The following is a 15,931-nucleotide window of genomic DNA, read 5'->3' as shown; positions in this document are numbered from 1 at the left end:
CGGGGGATTTTCTGTGTCCTGCGCGCGGCAGCGCGCTTCTCACGGCAGCAGCGGTTTGCCCTCCACCGGCGAGGTCAGCACGATCGAGGTCGTCGTGCGGCCCAGCGCGGAGATCTCCTCCAGGACGTCCTCCAGATGGACCGTGTCGCGCACGGCGACCTTGAGGATCCAGCAATCCTCACCGACCACGTGGTGCACCTCGGTGATCTCGGGGCGCTCGATCAGCTCCAGGGTCCGCGGATGCTTGAGGGTGTAGCCGCCGTGCGGGTTGACCCTGATGAACGCCTGAATGCCGTAGCCGAGGCGGGCCGGGACGACCCGGGCGCCGTAGCCGCTGATCACGCCCGCAGCCTCCAGTCGGCGCACCCGCTCGGTGACCGCCGCCGGGCTCAGCCGCACCCGCCGCCCGAGCTCGCTCAGCTTGATCCGGCCGTCCGTCTGGAGCAGGTGCAGGATCTGCCGGTCCAGGGCGTCGAGGGCCGCCGATGTTTCGCTGGTAGCCGCCCGCAGATGCCGTGTTTCTTTCGGCGCGGCCGCCTGATCTCCCATGTTCTCCCCTTCATGGCGCGCTGTCCGGCCAGGAGAATTATGGCCATGACAAAGGCACGCGAGGTACTGGTCATCGGAGGCAACCGCTATTTCGGCAGGCGGCTGATCGAGCGGCTGCTGGCCGCGGGTGACCGGGTCACGGTCCTCAATCGCGGCTCCGCCCCGCCCCCGCCCGGCGCGGTCCGGCTGATCGCCGACCGGGACGACGAGGACGCGCTGCGGGCCGCGCTCGGGGAGCGCACCTTCGACGTCGTCGTCGACCAGGTCTGCTACACCCCGCGCCAGGCCGACCTCGCGGTCCGTGTCCTCGCCGGCCGGGTGGGCCGCTATGTGATGACGTCCACGGTGGAGGTGTACGAGTACGAGGACTCCATCGCCCCCGTCCGCGAGAGCGACCTGGACCCGCGCACGATCGCCGTGGACCTCGAACTCCCTTGGGACGACCCGGAGTTCCTCGAAGCCCACTACGGCGAGGGCAAGCGGCAGGCCGAGGCGGTGTTCACGGCGGCGCCCGGCCTGTCGTACGTCGCCGTCCGCGTGGCCCATGTGCTGGGCGGCGCCGACGACTTCACCGGCCGGCTGGCCCACTACGCCGACCGCATCAGCGCGGGCGAGCCGATCGCCGTCCCGGAGGCGAACCATCCGGCGACGTACATCCACGTCGAGGAGATCGCCGACTTCCTCCTGTGGGCGGCCGGCCAGGACTTCACCGGGCCGGTCAACGCCGCCTCCCACGGGCGGCTGACCACCGACGACCTGTGCGCGGAGCTGGCCGTGCACCTGCCCCACGGCAAGACCGTCTTCCAGGAGGTGAAAGTGGGCGCCGTGTCGCCGTTCTCCTTCCGCCGCTCGTACGGGATGGACAACTCCCGGGCCGTCGAGCTCGGTTTCCGCTTCGGCAACGCACGGCAGTGGCTCCCGCGGGCCGTCACGGAAACCCTCGCCGCCGCGCATACTCTCGGAAAGGACCACTGACATGCGCTACCGCACCCTCGGTGACGTGAAGGTGAGCGCGATCGGGCTCGGCGCGATGCCGCTGTCCCTGGAGGGCCGCCCCGACGAGGCGCGCGCCCTGGCCACCGTGCACGCCGCCCTCGACGCGGGCGTGACCCTGCTGGACACGGCCGACTCCTACCACCTGCCCGGCGCCGAACCCGGCCACAACGAACTGCTGCTCGCCCGCGCCCTGGCGACGTACGGCGGTGACACCTCGCAGGTGCTCGTCGCGACGAAGGGCGGCCGGGGCAGGCCGGCGGACGGGTCCTGGACGGTGAACGGCGACCCCGCGCATCTGAAGGCCGCCGCCGAGGGGTCCCTGAAGCGGCTCGGCGTCGACGCCATCGGCCTGTACCAGCTGCACAAGCCCGACCCGTCCATCCCCTTCGAGGAGTCTGTGGGCGCGCTGCGCGACCTGCTCGACGCGGGCACGATCCGGCTGGCCGGCCTCTCCAACGCCGACGCCGGGCAGATCCGCACGGCCCGTACGATCCTCGGCGACCGGCTCGTCTCCGTGCAGAACCAGTACTCCCCGGCCGTCCGGGACAGCGACCCCGAGCTGCGCCTGTGCGCCGGGCTCGGGCTCGCCTTCCTGCCCTGGAGCCCGCTCGGCGGCATCTCCCGCAGCTCCCTGGACGGGCCCTCCCGGCAGGAGCGCGAGCCCCGGTTCGCGGCCTTCCACGCCGTGGCCGACGAGCGCGGGGTCAGCCCCCAGCAGGTGTGCCTGGCCTGGCTGCTCACACGGTCCCCGACGGTGATCCCGATCCCGGGCGCGAGCCGGCCCGAGACGATCCGGGACTCGGCGGCAGCGGCCGGCCTGGAGCTTTCGGCGCAGGAACGGGCCCGCCTGGACGCCGCGGTTCACTCCTCCTGATCAGGCACGCCCAGCAGCCGCCGGGTCAGCAGGTCCCGGTCGGAGAGCAGCTCGTCGAGGGCGGCCCGTACGTCGGCGGGCTCGGTGCGCGGGGCCTCGCGCTCGGCGCCGATCAGCACGGCCCGGCGTACGAGCTCCTTGGTGAAGGACGCCGTCGTGCCCTCGGTGCGGGCCACCACCTCGGCGGTGATCTCCTCGTCCAGCCCGAGGCCGGCACCGTACAGCTCCAGCAGCCGGGCGCGGCCCGCGGCGTCCGGCAGCGGGATCTCCACGGCGAGGTCGACCCGGCCCGGCCGCTGCACCAGGGCCGGCTCCAGCAGGTCGGCCCGGTTGGTGGTGAGCAGGAAGGCGACGTCGGCGTCGTCGCCGAGGCCGTCCATCTCGTTCAGCACCTGAAAGAGCAGGGGCTGTTCACCGCCGCCGTGGTCGCGGGACTCGGCGATCAGGTCGCAGTCCTCCAGGACGACGAGGGCCGGCTGGAGCATCCGGGCGAGGGCGCAGGCCGGACCGATGGCGTCGATGCTCTCGCCGGACAGGACGACGACCGTGAACTGCGGCAGGTGGGACAGCAGATAGCGGATCGTGTGCGTCTTGCCGGTGCCGGGCGGCCCGTACAGCAGCAGTCCGCGGCGCAGATGCTGACCCGCGGCCCGCAGCCGCTCGCGCCGCCGGGCCACGCCCACGACCTGGCGCTCCACGCGGTCCAGCAGACCGTCCGGGAGGACGATGTCGGCGCGGGTCAGGGCGGGGCGGCGGTGGAAGCGGAACGGGCCGAGGCCGTGGCCGAACTCCGCGCCCTCGAAGGAGAGCACCTGGCCGCGGAAGATGTTGTGCTCGCGCACCAGGGCGTCCAGCCCAGCCAGCATCCGGTCGGCGAACTCCTTGTCCTGTGCGAGGACTTCGACCTCGACCTTGTTGCGTCCGTACTCGTCCTGCGGGCCGCGCAGCAGCACCGCGAAACGCTCGCCGCCCGCACGGCCCAGGTAGAACCCGCAGGAGACACAGGCGAGTTCCTCGTCCGGGGACACCGGCAGATGGGCGTAGTCGACGGCGCCGACGGTGAACCGGTCGTAGCGATCGGCGGCCTCCAGGATGTCGCCGAGGGTCAGCTCGCCGTGGTGCTGGGCGCCGCGCATGCCGATCAGCTCGTAGGAGCGGTCCTCGGCCTCGAACCAGCGCTCCAGCGCGAGGTGCACATTGGGCAGGTCGTAGGGCGGGTACGCCGCCTTCACCACCGGCCGGTCGGCGGGCGCGGCCCCGAGATGCTCACGCAGGCGCCGGCTAAGGTCCCGGCTCTCGTCGGCCTCTTTGCGGCGCGGCCGGGCGACCGCCATGAGGAACTCGGTGAACAGCCCGCTGACCTCCTCGATCGACAGCGGCGAGGGCTCGCGGTCCGGTCCGAACCGCGCCTCGTACTCGTCCGAGCTGACGATCTCGACCTTGCCGGAATCCGTCATGCGGCGTCTCCCCGTGTGCCGGAGGTGGGTGGTGCGGAGGGGTTCCAGCGTGAGCGGGGCGGGACGAACGGGTCAAAGGATTTCCGGTCCAGGGCCCCTGATGGCGCAGCCGGGCCGGAGCCCCGAAGGACGGGACCCCGGCCGGGCAGCGGGCCTCAGGCTCAGGCCGGCCGCAGCCAGACCGTGGCCAGGGGCGGCAGGGTCAGCCGGATGCTGGCCGGGTGGCCGTGCCAGGGCTGGGGCTCGGGCTTGACCGGGCCGGGGAGGGTGACGTCGGTGCCGCCGTAGCGGGCGGCGTCCGTGTTGAGGGCCTCGTGCCAGGCGGGGACGTCGTCGGGGACGCCCAGGCGGTAGTCCTCGCGGGGCACCGGGGAGAAGTTGCTGACCGCCAGCAGGGGCGTGCCCTCGGCGTCGTGGCGGAGGAAGGCGAGGACGTTGTCGTCGGCGGCGTCGGCGGTGACCCACGCGAAGCCGTCGGGGTGGCTGTCGCGCTCCCAGAGGGCGGGGACGGCCCGGTAGGTGGTGTTCAGGTCGCGGACCAGGTCGCGGACGCCCCGGTGTTCCTGCTCGGCCCCGTAGGCCGGGTCCAGCAGCCACCAGTCGGGGCCGTGCGCCTCCGACCACTCCGCGCCCTGGGCGAACTCCTGCCCCATGAACAGCAGTTGCTTGCCGGGGTGGGCCCACATGTAGCCGAGGTAGGCGCGGTGGTTGGCGCGCTGCTGCCACCAGTCGCCCGGCATCTTCGACACCAGGGACCGCTTGCCGTGGACGACCTCGTCGTGGGAGATCGGCAGGACGTAGTTCTCGCTGTACGCGTACACCATCGAGAAGGTCATCTCGTTGTGGTGGTACTTGCGGTGCACCGGCTCCTTGCTCATGTAGTCCAGCGAGTCGTGCATCCAGCCCATGTTCCACTTCAGGCCGAAACCGAGCCCGCCGAAACCGCTCGGGCCCTTGTGGTGGGTGGCACGCGTGACGCCGTCCCAGGCCGTCGACTCCTCCGCGATCGTCACCACACCCGGCGCCCTGCGGTACACCGTCGCGTTCATCTCCTGCAGGAACGCCACCGCGTCCAGGTTCTCCCGGCCGCCGTGCTCGTTCGGCACCCACTGACCCGGCTCGCGCGAGTAGTCCAGGTAGAGCATCGAGGCGACCGCGTCCACCCGCAGGCCGTCGATGTGGAACTCCTCGCACCAGTACACGGCGTTCGCGACCAGGAAGTTGCGCACCTCACGGCGGCCGAAGTCGAACTCCAGCGTGCCCCAGTCGGGGTGCGCCGACTTCAGCGGGTTCTCGTGCTCGTACAGCGGACGCCCGTCGAACTCCGCCAGCGCCCAGTCGTCCCGCGGGAAGTGCGCCGGCACCCAGTCCATCAGCACACCGATGCCCGCCTGGTGCAGCTGGTCCACCAGGTACCTGAAGTCGTCCGGCGTACCGAGCCGGGCCGTCGGCGCGTAGAAGCCGGTGACCTGATAGCCCCACGACCCGCCGAACGGGTGCTCGGCGACCGGCATCAGCTCCACATGCGTGAAGCCCAGGTCCTTCACGTACGCCGGGAGCTGCTCGGCCAGCTGCCGGTACGTCAACCCCGGCCGCCAGGACGGCAGGTGCACCTCGTACACCGAGAACGGCGCCTCGTGCGCGGGGCGTTCCGCCCGCTGCGCGAGCCACTCCTCGTCGCCCCACTCGTAGTGCGAGGCGTACACGATCGACGACGTGGCCGGCGGCTCCTCCGTACGGCGGGCCAGCGGGTCCGCGCGCAGCGTGCGCGAGCCGTCGGGGCGGGTGATCTCGAACTTGTACAGCTCACCCTCGCCGATCTCCGGCACGAACAGCTCCCACACCCCCGAGGAGCCCAGCGAGCGCATCGGAGAGCCGGTGCCGTCCCAGTAGTTGAAGGTGCCGGCCACCCGCACACCCCGCGCGTTCGGCGCCCACACCGCGAACCGGGTGCCGGTCACCCCCTGGTGCGTCATCGGGTGCGCGCCCAGCGCCTTCCACAGCTCCTCGTGGCGCCCCTCACCGATCAGATACAGGTCCAGCTCACCGAGCGTGGGCAGGAAGCCGTACGCGTCCTCCACCTCCAGCTCGCTGCCCTCGTACGTCACCCGCAGCCGGTACTCCGGCACCTCCCGCAGCGGCAGCAGGCCCGAGAAGAAGCCGTCCCCGTCGTCGTGCAGGTCGGCCCGCAGGTCGCCGGTGACGACGGTGACCGACAGGGCGTACGGCCGCAGGGCGCGGAAGACGACACCGTCGGGGTGCGGGTGCGCGCCGAGGACGCCGTGCGGGTCGTGGTGCGTGCCGGAGAGCAGCCGGTCGCGGTCGACCGCGTCGAGGGCGGGGGAGGGGGCCGGGGTGACCGGGGTGGCGGGCGTGATCGGGGTGGCCTTCTTGGCAGCAGCGGTCTTCTTGGTGGCAGGGGCCTTCTTGGCGGCGGGGGCCTTCTTGGCCGGAGCCGTCTTCTTGGCCGGTGCCGCCTTCTTCGTGGTCGCCTTCTTCGCCACGGCCTTGGTCGTCTTCGCCGTTGCCTTCGTCGCCTTCTTCGCGACCGGGGCGGTTGTCTTCTTCGCCGCCGCGGTCGTTGTCTTCTTCGCCGTCGCTGCCGTCTTCTTCGCCGCCGCAGCGGTCGTCTTCTTCGCCGTGGCCTTCTTCGCGGGAGCCGCCTTTGTCGCGGAAGCTTCCTTCTTCGCGGGCGTCGCCTTCTTGGCCGGAGCCGGGGCCTTCTTCGCCGTAGGAGTCTTCTTGGCCGCAGCAGCCTTCTTCTGCGCCGGAATGCGCGTCTCCTTGGCCGTCTCTTCGGCCGTGGTTTCCTGGCGCGGGCCGCTGGACGGGGAGCTGGGGGTCACGGGAGGAGCCTCCTGGGCGCGGGTCTGGTGAGGTGGTCAGGTCAGGTCGGGTGACGCGAGCCGGTGCACCGCGGAGAGCGGGACCGGAAGCCAGTCGGGGCGGTGGCGGGCCTCGTAGACCACTTCGTAAACCGCCTTGTCGGTCTCATAGGCACGCAGCAGCACCGGATCGGTCCGCGGATCGGGTCCGCCCGCCTCCGCGTATCCGGTGCAGTAGGCGGCCCGGCAGGCGTGCGCCCAGGCGGGCGCGGGCGGGTTCACGGAGTGGGCCGCGTAGTCGAAGGAGCGCAGCATGGCGGCGACGTCCCGGACGGCCGGCTGCGGCATCCGCCGCTCGGCGAGCGGTTTGGCGGGCTCGCCCTCGAAGTCGATCAGCGACCACCGGCCCGACGGCGACCGCAGGCACTGCCCGAGGTGCAGGTCGCCGTGGATGCGCTGGGCGGTCCAGGTGTGGCCCTCGGCGGCGAGGTCGGCCAGGGCGTCGAAGGCGGTGCGCAGGCCGGGGGCGTAGGGCCGCAGCGCGGGCACCGCCTGGGCGGCCGCGTCCAGACGTTCGCGCATGCCGGCCACCAGGGGCTCCAGTTGGGCGTGGCCGAGAGTGACGGTCGGCAGGGCGGCGGCGAGGGCCGTGTGCACCTCGGCGGTGGCCCGGCCCAGCGCGCGGGCCTCGGCGGTGAAGTCCTCGCCCTTGGCCAGCTCGCTCAGCGCCAGTTCCCAGCCGTCGGCGGCGCCCTGCACGAACGGTTGCAGCACACCGAGGACGTACGGCTCGGGGTCCAGCTCCGCCCGTATCCAGGCCGTCGGCTCGGGCACCCGGGCGCAGCCCTCACGCGCCAGCGCCAGCGGCAGCTCAAGGTCGGGGTTGACGCCCGGCACGACCCGGCGCAACAGCTTCAGGATGAACGTATCTCCATAGACGACGGACGAATTGGACTGTTCGGACGTCACCAGCCGCGGCACCAGCCCGGACCGGATCTCCTGGGCCGACTCGCCGTCGAAGCGGAGGGCGCCCACCCGGGCCCGGCTGCGCAGTGCCTCCAGGAGCAGCTCCGCGGGGCGCTGGTCGTAGAGCGCGTCGTACACGGTGCGTCCGGCGAGGGGGCCGTCCTGCACATGGCCGATCAGCGCGGGCGCGAGATGCGGCGGCAGTGCCTCGCGCGCTCCGATCAGCAGCTGGTAGCAGTCGCCGGGGTGGGTCGGGGCGCCCAGCGTCGAGGGCTGATGGGCGCGGACGAGCAGATGGTGCAAGCCCAACCGGCCGTTCGCGGGCACCAGTTCGGTCGCCGACACCAGGGACAGTCCGGTGACCGGGCGTCCCTTCCCCGCGAACCAGCGCTGCCGCGGAAGCCATTCGCGCAATAAGGGTTCGAGTGACGGGAGCAGGCCGCTGCGGATCGTTGCGGGGCGGGTGACGGCTTCCGACATGGCATGCGTCCTTTCCCCGGCAGGGTGATTACTGTTGCGTGCCCCGGGCGGGACGGTGAAAACCGACCCGCCCCAGGTTGTGGACGACGTCTTCCGGTCTTATACGGCGTCCTTGCGGAGCCGGAACCAGTAGAAGCCGTGACCCGCCAGGGTCAGCAGATACGGCAGTTCGCCGATCGCCGGGAACCGCACCCCGCCGATCAGCTCGACCGGGTGGCGTCCGCTGAACTCCCGCAGGTCCAGCTCGGTGGGCTGGGCGAAGCGGGAGAAGTTGTTGACGCAGAGCACCAGATCGTCGCCGTACTCCCGGAGGAACGCGAGCACCGCCGGGTTGGTGGAGTGCAGTTCCGTGTACGAGCCGAGCCCGAAGGCGTGATTCTGCTTGCGGATCTCGATCATCCGGCGGGTCCAGTGCAGCAGCGACGACGGCGACGACATGGACGCCTCGACGTTGGTCACCTGGTAGCCGTACACCGGATCCATGATGGTCGGCAGGTAGAGCCTGCCGGGGTCGCACGAGGAAAATCCTGCGTTGCGATCAGGTGTCCACTGCATCGGCGTCCGTACGGCGTCCCGGTCGCCGAGCCAGATGTTGTCGCCCATGCCGATCTCGTCGCCGTAGTACAGGATCGGCGAGCCCGGCAGGGAGAGCAGCAGGGCCGTGAACAGCTCGATCTGGTTGCGGTCGTTGTCGAGCAGCGGCGCGAGCCTGCGGCGGATGCCGATGTTGGCCCGCATGCGCGGGTCCTTGGCGTACTCCGCGTACATGTAGTCGCGCTCTTCGTCGGTGACCATCTCGAGCGTGAGCTCGTCGTGGTTGCGCAGGAAGATGCCCCACTGGCAGCTCGAGGGGATCGCCGGGGTCTTGGCGAGGATCTCGGAGACCGGGTAGCGGGATTCCCGCCGTACGGCCATGAAGATGCGCGGCATCACCGGGAAGTGGAACGCCATGTGGCACTCGTCGCCACCTGACTGGAAGTCGCCGAAGTAGTCGACGACGTCCTCAGGCCACTGGTTGGCCTCCGCCAGCAGCACCGTGTCGGGGTAGTGGGCGTCGATCTCCTTGCGCACCCGCTTGAGGAACTCATGGGTCGCGGGGAGGTTCTCGCAGTTCGTGCCCTCCTCCGCGTACAGGTACGGCACCGCGTCCAGGCGGAAGCCGTCGATGCCCAGGTCCAGCCAGAACTTCAGCGCCGACAGGATCTCCTCCTGCACCACCGGGTTCTCGTAGTTGAGGTCCGGCTGGTGGGAGAAGAACCGGTGGAAGAAGTACTGCTTGCGCACCGGGTCGAAGGTCCAGTTGGAGACTTCGGTGTCGACGAAGATGATGCGGGCGTCCTGGTACTGCTTGTCGTCGTCGGCCCACATGTAGTAGTCGCCGTAGGGCCCGTCGGGGTCCTTGCGGGACTCCTGGAACCACGGGTGCTGGTCGCTGGTGTGGTTCATCACGAAGTCGATGATGACCCGCATGCCGCGCTGGTGGGCGGCGTCCACGAACTCCACGAAGTCGGCCAGGTCACCGAACTCCGGCAGTACGGCGGTGTAGTCGGAGACGTCGTAGCCCCCGTCCCGCAGCGGGGACTGGAAGAACGGGGGCAGCCACAGGCAGTCGACACCGAGCCACTGCAGATAGTCGAGCTTGGCGGTCAGACCCTTCAGGTCTCCCACGCCGTCGCCGTTGCTGTCCTGGAAGGAACGCACCAGGACCTCGTAGAAGACCGCGCGCTTGAACCAGTCAGGATCCCGGTCCTTGGCGGGGGTGTCCTCGAAGGTGTCCGGAACGGGCTCGTTGACGCTCATTTTATGGGTGACCCTCCGATCTGCGGGGTGGACGGTCGCAGGACGGTCAGCACGTGCGCGGGCGCGTGGCCCGGTTCGAGACGTACGTAGTTCGTCCTGCCCCAGTGGTAGGTCTCGCCGGTGAGTTCGTCACGTACCGGCACCGACTCGTCCCAGTCCAGGCCGAGTTGCGGCATGTCCAACGAGACGGTTGCCTCCTGGGTGTGGTGGGGGTCGAGGTTGGCCACCACCAGAACCGTGTTCGATCCGCTCGTCTTGGAATACACGATCACTTCTTCCTTGTCCGCGTGGTGGAAGTGGAGATCGCGCAGTTGCCGCAGGGCCGGGTTGTCCCTGCGGATCTGGTTCAGGCGGGTGATGAGGGGGGCGATGGTGTCGGGGGTGTCCCAGTCGCGGGGGCGCAGCTGGTACTTCTCCGAGTCGAGGTACTCCTCGGTGCCCTCGCGGACCGGGGTGTTCTCGCACAGTTCGTAGCCGGAGTAGATGCCCCACGTCGGCGAGAGGGTCGCGGCGAGGACGGCGCGGACCTCGAAGGCGGGGCGGCCGCCGTGCTGGAGGTAGGCGTGCAGGATGTCGGGGGTGTTGGCGAAGAAGTTGGGCCGCATGTAGCTCGCGGCCTCGCCGGTCAGCTCGGTCAGGTACTCCGTGAGCTCCTGCTTGGTGTTGCGCCAGGTGAAGTACGTGTACGACTGCTGGAACCCGATCTGGGCGAGGGTGTGCATCATCGCCGGGCGGGTGAACGCCTCGGCCAGGAAGATCACATCCGGGTCCTTGCCGTTGATCTCGGCGATGACCCGCTCCCAGAACACCACGGGCTTGGTGTGGGGGTTGTCCACGCGGAAGATCCGCACACCCATGCTCATCCAGTGCCGCAGCACCCGCACCGTCTCCTTGACGAGGCCGTCCATGTCGGCGTCGAAGGCGATGGGGTAGATGTCCTGGTACTTCTTCGGCGGGTTCTCGGCGTAGGCGATGGTGCCGTCGGGGCGGTGGTGGAACCACTCCGGGTGCTTGTGCACCCACGGGTGGTCCGGGGAGCACTGCAGCGCGAAGTCCAGGGCGATCTCAAGTCCGTTGGCCTGCGCCTGGCCGACGAACCAGGCGAAGTCCTCCGCCGTGCCCAGTGCGGGGTGGATGGCGTCGTGGCCGCCCTCCGGCGAGCCGATCGCCCACGGCACACCCACATCGTCGGGGAGGGCGTCGAGGGTGTTGTTGCGGCCCTTGCGGTGGGTGGTGCCGATCGGGTGGATGGGCGGCAGGTAGACCACGTCGAAGCCCATCCCCGCGATCGCGGGGAGCCGGCGGGCGGCGGTGCGGAACGTGCCGTGCGGGTTCTCGGGCGTGCCCTCCGAGCGCGGGAAGAACTCGTACCACGCGCCGTACAGGGCCCGTTCACGCTCCACCAGCAGCGGCAACGGCTCCGAGGCCGTCACCAGATCCCGCAGCGGATGGCGGGCCAGGACCTCGTCCACCTCGGGCATCAGGGCGGCGGCCAGACGGACGGCCGCCGGGCGGTTCTCGTCGCGCAGGGCGTCCGCCGCGGCGAGCAGCGTCGCGCGCATGCCGTCGGCCTCGGGGGTGTCCACGGCCGCCCGTTCATGGAGGCGGGCGCCCTCCTCCAGGACCAGGCCGGTGTCGATGCCGGCCGGGACCTTGATCCGCGCGTGGTGCCGCCAGGTGGCGATGGGGTCGCTCCACGCTTCGACCGTGAAGGTCCACAGGCCCGGGCGGTCGGGGGCGACGGTGGCGCCCCAGCGGTCGGTGCCCGGGGCCAGTTCCCTCATGGGGGTGAAGGGACCGGACTTTCCGTCGGGGCCGGTGAGGACCACATTGGCCGAAACGGCGTCATGTCCCTCACGGAAAACGGTCGCTGAGACCTCGAAGGCCTCGCCGGTGACGGACTTCGCGGGCCGCCGCCCGCGCTGCACGGCCGGCTGGACATCGAGCACGGGAATACGCCCCACAGCCGTGGAGGGCTTCGCCGCGGCCTTCTTCGCGGTCTTCGCCGTGGTCTTGGCCGCGGCTTTCGCCGGGGCCTTCGCCGCGGTCTTCGCGGGAGTGCGCTTGGTGCTGGTCTTGGCGCGCGGGGCGCGTCGTACGGGGGTCTGCTCGGTGCTGGGCGTCGGGACTGCCGACGTCTGGTGCGTGGCGGGCATCACCGCTCCTGTCCGCGTCAACGTGGGTGGGCGGATGGCTGTGGGGAATGGGTCCTGCGGGTGAACCTTCGGTGTCCCTGTGACGGGAGACCGGTGGCGTGTACCGCAGGAGCCTTCCCACCCTATTCGGGTGGGCAATCCGGCACTTTGTTAACTACTCACGCGTACATCTGCGCACAAGTTCGGCCCCGTTCCGGGTGAACGGGGCCGGTCCCATCTGTCCGCCGTTACTGGCGCGGCACTCGCAGAAGTTCGTCCGGCGAGCCGAGGCCCCTTCCGGACACTTTGCCGGATGCCGGTGCCTTGGCCAAAGGCCTGGCGACCGAAGCGGGTGAGGCTTTCGGATGTCCGGAAAGAAACGTTGCTGCGTTCGAGACAGTCGTCGGAGTACCGGAGAAAGTCACGTGCACAGTCTCGTCGGCGCACACCGCGGACGTGATCGACACGCCGAGGCGAACAGATCTCCCCCGCACGCGCGGGTGAGAGGTCCAGCGAGGCCGGTACCGGCGCCGGTAACGTCGGGGGTGACGTTGAGCCGCACACCGCCGTGCGGTCTCATCCACAATCGCGCCGAGGTGGAATGTGAAGGCGATCCGTCGATTCACCGTCCGTCCCGTTCTCCCCGAACCCCTTCGCCCCCTGGGCGATCTCGCCCGTAATCTGCGCTGGTCCTGGCACGCCGAGACCCGTGACCTCTTCCAGTCGGTGGACCCCGAGCGCTGGGCCGCGTCGGACGGTGATCCCGTACGGCTTCTGGGTGGGGTGCCGCCGCGACGGCTGGCCGAACTCGCCGGGGACCGCAGGTTCCTGCGCCGGCTGACCGCGGCCGTCGACGACCTGAACGACTATGTCCACGGCGACCGCTGGTACCAGGCGCAGCCCGCCGGGCTGCCCGCCGCGATCGCCTATTTCTCGCCGGAGTTCGGTATCACCGCCGCGCTGCCGCAGTACTCCGGCGGCCTGGGCATCCTGGCCGGCGACCATCTGAAGGCGGCCAGCGATCTCGGGGTGCCGCTGATCGGGGTCGGTCTGCTCTACCGGCACGGCTACTTCCGCCAGACCCTGTCCCGGGACGGCTGGCAGCAGGAGCACTACCCGGTCCTCGACCCCAACGAGCTGCCGCTGGCACTCCTGGAGGAGCCCGGCGGCAGCCCCGCCCAGGTGTCCCTGGCGCTGCCGGGCGGCAGGGCGCTGCACGCCAGGATCTGGGTCGCGCAGGTCGGCCGGATCCCGCTGCTGCTGCTCGACTCGGACGTCGAGGAGAACGCCCTCGGCGAACGCGGCGTCACCGACCGGCTCTACGGCGGCGGCAGCGAGCACCGGCTGCTGCAGGAGATGCTCCTGGGCATAGGAGGAGTCCGGGCGGTGCGCACGTACTGCCGGGTCACCGGGCACCCGGAGCCGGAGGTGTTCCACACCAACGAGGGGCACGCCGGGTTCCTCGGTCTGGAGCGCATCGCCGAGCTGGTCGAGGACGGGCTGGACTTCGACTCCGGTCTGGAGGCGGTGCGGGCCGGCACGGTGTTCACCACGCACACGCCCGTGCCCGCCGGCATCGACCGTTTCGACCGCGAGCTGGTCGCGCGGCACTTCGGCTCCGGTGCGGAACTGCCGGGCATCGAGGTCGAGCGCATCCTCCGGCTGGGCATGGAGACCTATCCGGGCGGTGAGCCCAATCTGTTCAACATGGCCGTGATGGGCCTGCGCCTCGCCCAGCGCGCCAACGGCGTGTCCCTCCTGCACGGCCATGTCAGCCGCGAGATGTTCTCCGGCCTGTGGCCCGGCTTCGACCCGGACGAGGTGCCGATCACGTCCGTCACCAACGGTGTGCACGCGCCGACCTGGGTCGCCCCGCAGGTGCTGCGGCTCGGCGCCCGCCAGGTCGGCGCCCAGCGCACCGAGGACGCGCTGACCGTCGGCGGCTCGGACCGCTGGGACGCCGTCGCCGACATCCCCGACCAGGAGATCTGGGACCTGCGCCGGGACCTGCGCGAGCAGCTCGTCACCGAGGTGCGGTCCCGGCTGCGTGCCTCCTGGCGGCAGCGCGGCGCGGGCACGGCCGAGATGGGCTGGATCGACGGGGTCCTCGACCCGGACGTCCTCACCATCGGGTTCGCCCGCCGTGTCCCGTCGTACAAGCGCCTGACGCTGATGCTGCGGGACCGCGACCGGCTGATGGAGCTGCTGCTGCATCCCGAGCGGCCGGTGCAGATCGTCGTCGCGGGCAAGGCGCATCCGGCGGACGACGGCGGCAAGCGGCTGATCCAGGAGCTGGTGAAGTTCGCCGACGACCCGCGGGTGCGCCACCGGATCGTCTTCCTGCCCGACTACGGCATGGCGATGGCGCAGAAGCTCTACCCGGGCTGCGACATCTGGCTGAACAACCCGCTGCGTCCGCTGGAGGCGTGCGGCACCTCCGGGATGAAGGCCGCTCTCAACGGCTGCCTCAACCTGTCGGTGCTGGACGGCTGGTGGGACGAATGGTTCCAGCCGGACTTCGGCTGGGCGATCCCCACCGCTGACGGCGCCGGGACGGACGCGGACCACCGCGACGACATCGAGGCCGCCGCCCTGTACGACCTGCTGGAGCAGCGGATCACCCCGCGCTTCTACGACCGCGGCCGGGGCGGTCTGCCCGAGCGGTGGATCGAGATGGTCCGGCAGACGCTGACGCTGCTCGGCCCGAAGGTGCTGGCGGGCCGGATGGTCCGCGAGTACGTCGAGCGCCTCTACACGCCGGCCGCCCATGCCCATCGGGCCATGGACACCGGCGCGGCCCGCGAACTGGCCGTCTGGAAGGACCGGGTGCGCAGGTCCTGGCAGGCGGTGCGGGTGGACCATGTGGAGACCTCCGCGGCGACGGCCACCGCCGAACTCGGTACGACCCTCACCCTGCGGGTCCGGGTCCGTCTCGGTGACCTCAGCCCGGACGACGTCGAGATCCAGGCGGTCTCGGGCCGTGTCGACGCCGACGACCGCATCACCGACGCCACGGCGGCTCCTCTCAAGCCGGTCGGCGGCGGCCCCGATCTGGAGGGCCGCTGGTCCTACGAGGGCCCGCTGTCCCTGGACCGCACCGGCCCCTACGGCTACACGGTCCGCGTCCTGCCCTGCCACCGCCTGCTGGCCTCCGGCGCGGAACTGGGCCTGATGTCGACACCGTCGGAGGAGGTGGTGGAGGCGGCCGGGGTGCTGCTGAGGTAGAGGTGACGCCCCAAGGGGCGCGGGGCTGTATCGATATGCGGCTCCGCCGCGCGGGCGCGAGCAACCACGGACGGCTCGCAGTCCGCCACGCACACAAGCCCCCCGCCCCTAGGCGGCACACAAATCCCGCAGTACTTTCCCGCACCGCCGGGCGTACGCGTGCTGGAGGCCCCGGGTGGCCGGGCCTCCGGCACGTGCGTACCACTTGGCCGGCTTGCTGAACGCGGAGACGGTCAGCCACACCGTGCCGTCTCCCGTCCGGTCGACGACGAACGCCTCTTCCCCGCACTCGGGGTGGCCTTCCAGCGTCCCGTAGGCCCATCCCGCCCGGCGGGGCTCGTCGACCGTCCACACGATCCTGCACGGCGCCTTGATGACGCCCGCGAGGGTGACGGTGACCCCGACACCCTCGGCGGCGCGCTCGGCCTCGGCCTGAACGCCGACGCCGAGCGCCCTGTGCATCTCCCAGGTGCGGACCGCCTCCGCGGCCCGCTCGAACACCGCCTCGCCCTCCCCGATCCGGGTACGGACGTGCAGCGGGTGGAAGCCGGGCGGGCAGTGGCCGGCACGACGCGTCGCGCCGACCTCTTCATAGGTGAAGGACATGCCGCCCAAGCCTAGAAG

At 70.9% G+C, this 15,931-nt stretch carries 10 protein-coding genes; 3 read left to right on the top strand and 7 right to left on the bottom strand.

Annotation, left to right across the window (positions count from 1 at the left end):
- Nucleotides 1-39 precede the first annotated feature (39 nt).
- The gene (locus RKD23_RS12010) at nucleotides 40-549 is read right to left on the bottom strand and encodes an Lrp/AsnC family transcriptional regulator (protein ID WP_424853679.1); all 510 of its coding nucleotides are present in this window, start codon (nucleotides 547-549) and stop codon (nucleotides 40-42) included.
- A gap of 45 nt (nucleotides 550-594) precedes the next feature.
- Here RKD23_RS12010 and RKD23_RS12005 point away from each other — a divergent pair, with 45 nt between their 5' ends.
- The gene (locus RKD23_RS12005) at nucleotides 595-1,524 is read left to right on the top strand and encodes an NAD-dependent epimerase/dehydratase family protein (protein WP_424853678.1); all 930 of its coding nucleotides are present in this window, start codon (nucleotides 595-597) and stop codon (nucleotides 1,522-1,524) included.
- A gap of 1 nt (nucleotide 1,525) precedes the next feature.
- Nucleotides 1,526-2,419, top strand: coding sequence for an aldo/keto reductase (locus RKD23_RS12000; protein ID WP_424853677.1), 894 nt, complete (start codon nucleotides 1,526-1,528; stop codon nucleotides 2,417-2,419).
- On the opposite strand, the gene RKD23_RS11995 is transcribed toward RKD23_RS12000, so the two are convergent.
- The 5 genes from RKD23_RS11995 to RKD23_RS11975 form a co-directional block, all read right to left on the bottom strand.
- Nucleotides 2,407-3,876 carry an AAA family ATPase gene (locus RKD23_RS11995; protein ID WP_424853676.1) on the bottom strand — a complete coding sequence of 490 codons (1,470 nt, stop codon included), beginning with the start codon at nucleotides 3,874-3,876 and terminating at the stop codon, nucleotides 2,407-2,409. The two genes, RKD23_RS12000 and RKD23_RS11995, sit on opposite strands and share 13 nt — an antisense overlap.
- A gap of 161 nt (nucleotides 3,877-4,037) precedes the next feature.
- On the bottom strand, nucleotides 4,038-6,722 hold the full coding sequence (glgB, locus tag RKD23_RS11990; RefSeq protein WP_424853675.1) for a 1,4-alpha-glucan branching enzyme: 2,685 nt from the start codon (nucleotides 6,720-6,722) through the stop codon (nucleotides 4,038-4,040).
- A 36-nt stretch (nucleotides 6,723-6,758) separates the two neighbouring features.
- Nucleotides 6,759-8,147, bottom strand: coding sequence for a maltokinase N-terminal cap-like domain-containing protein (locus tag RKD23_RS11985; RefSeq protein ID WP_424853674.1), 1,389 nt, complete (start codon nucleotides 8,145-8,147; stop codon nucleotides 6,759-6,761).
- 99 nt (nucleotides 8,148-8,246) lie between these two features.
- Nucleotides 8,247-9,947, bottom strand: coding sequence for a maltose alpha-D-glucosyltransferase (treS, locus tag RKD23_RS11980; RefSeq protein ID WP_424853673.1), 1,701 nt, complete (start codon nucleotides 9,945-9,947; stop codon nucleotides 8,247-8,249).
- Entirely contained in the window at nucleotides 9,944-12,103 is a 2,160-nt protein-coding gene (locus RKD23_RS11975) for an alpha-1,4-glucan--maltose-1-phosphate maltosyltransferase (protein WP_424853672.1), read from the bottom strand. Before RKD23_RS11975 ends, treS begins: the two co-directional genes overlap by 4 nt.
- 582 nt (nucleotides 12,104-12,685) lie before the next feature.
- On the opposite strand from RKD23_RS11975, the gene RKD23_RS11970 reads away from it, so the two are divergent.
- Complete coding sequence (locus RKD23_RS11970) at nucleotides 12,686-15,307, top strand: glycosyltransferase family 1 protein (protein ID WP_424853671.1); 2,622 nt, start codon at nucleotides 12,686-12,688, stop codon at nucleotides 15,305-15,307.
- A 108-nt stretch (nucleotides 15,308-15,415) separates the two neighbouring features.
- On the opposite strand, the gene RKD23_RS11965 is transcribed toward RKD23_RS11970, so the two are convergent.
- The gene (locus RKD23_RS11965; protein ID WP_424853670.1) at nucleotides 15,416-15,913 is read right to left on the bottom strand and encodes a DUF1990 domain-containing protein; all 498 of its coding nucleotides are present in this window, start codon (nucleotides 15,911-15,913) and stop codon (nucleotides 15,416-15,418) included.
- Between the last annotated feature and the right edge of the window lie 18 nt (nucleotides 15,914-15,931).

The sequence above is a fragment of the Streptomyces sp. SAI-170 genome (assembly GCF_049739565.1).
Lineage (GTDB): Bacteria > Actinomycetota > Actinomycetes > Streptomycetales > Streptomycetaceae > Streptomyces.
This window is presented reverse-complemented; position numbering and strand designations above follow the sequence as displayed.

Coding starts and splice junctions, on each gene's coding strand:
- RKD23_RS11965 (WP_424853670.1), bottom strand. CDS start 15,913: ATGTCCTTCACCTATGAAGAGGTCGGCGCGACGCGTCGTGCCGGCCAC.
- RKD23_RS12000 (WP_424853677.1), top strand. CDS start 1,526: ATGCGCTACCGCACCCTCGGTGACGTGAAGGTGAGCGCGATCGGGCTC.
- RKD23_RS11975 (WP_424853672.1), bottom strand. CDS start 12,103: ATGCCCGCCACGCACCAGACGTCGGCAGTCCCGACGCCCAGCACCGAG.
- RKD23_RS12010 (WP_424853679.1), bottom strand. CDS start 549: ATGGGAGATCAGGCGGCCGCGCCGAAAGAAACACGGCATCTGCGGGCG.
- treS (WP_424853673.1), bottom strand. CDS start 9,947: ATGAGCGTCAACGAGCCCGTTCCGGACACCTTCGAGGACACCCCCGCC.
- RKD23_RS11985 (WP_424853674.1), bottom strand. CDS start 8,147: ATGTCGGAAGCCGTCACCCGCCCCGCAACGATCCGCAGCGGCCTGCTC.
- RKD23_RS12005 (WP_424853678.1), top strand. CDS start 595: ATGACAAAGGCACGCGAGGTACTGGTCATCGGAGGCAACCGCTATTTC.
- RKD23_RS11995 (WP_424853676.1), bottom strand. CDS start 3,876: ATGACGGATTCCGGCAAGGTCGAGATCGTCAGCTCGGACGAGTACGAG.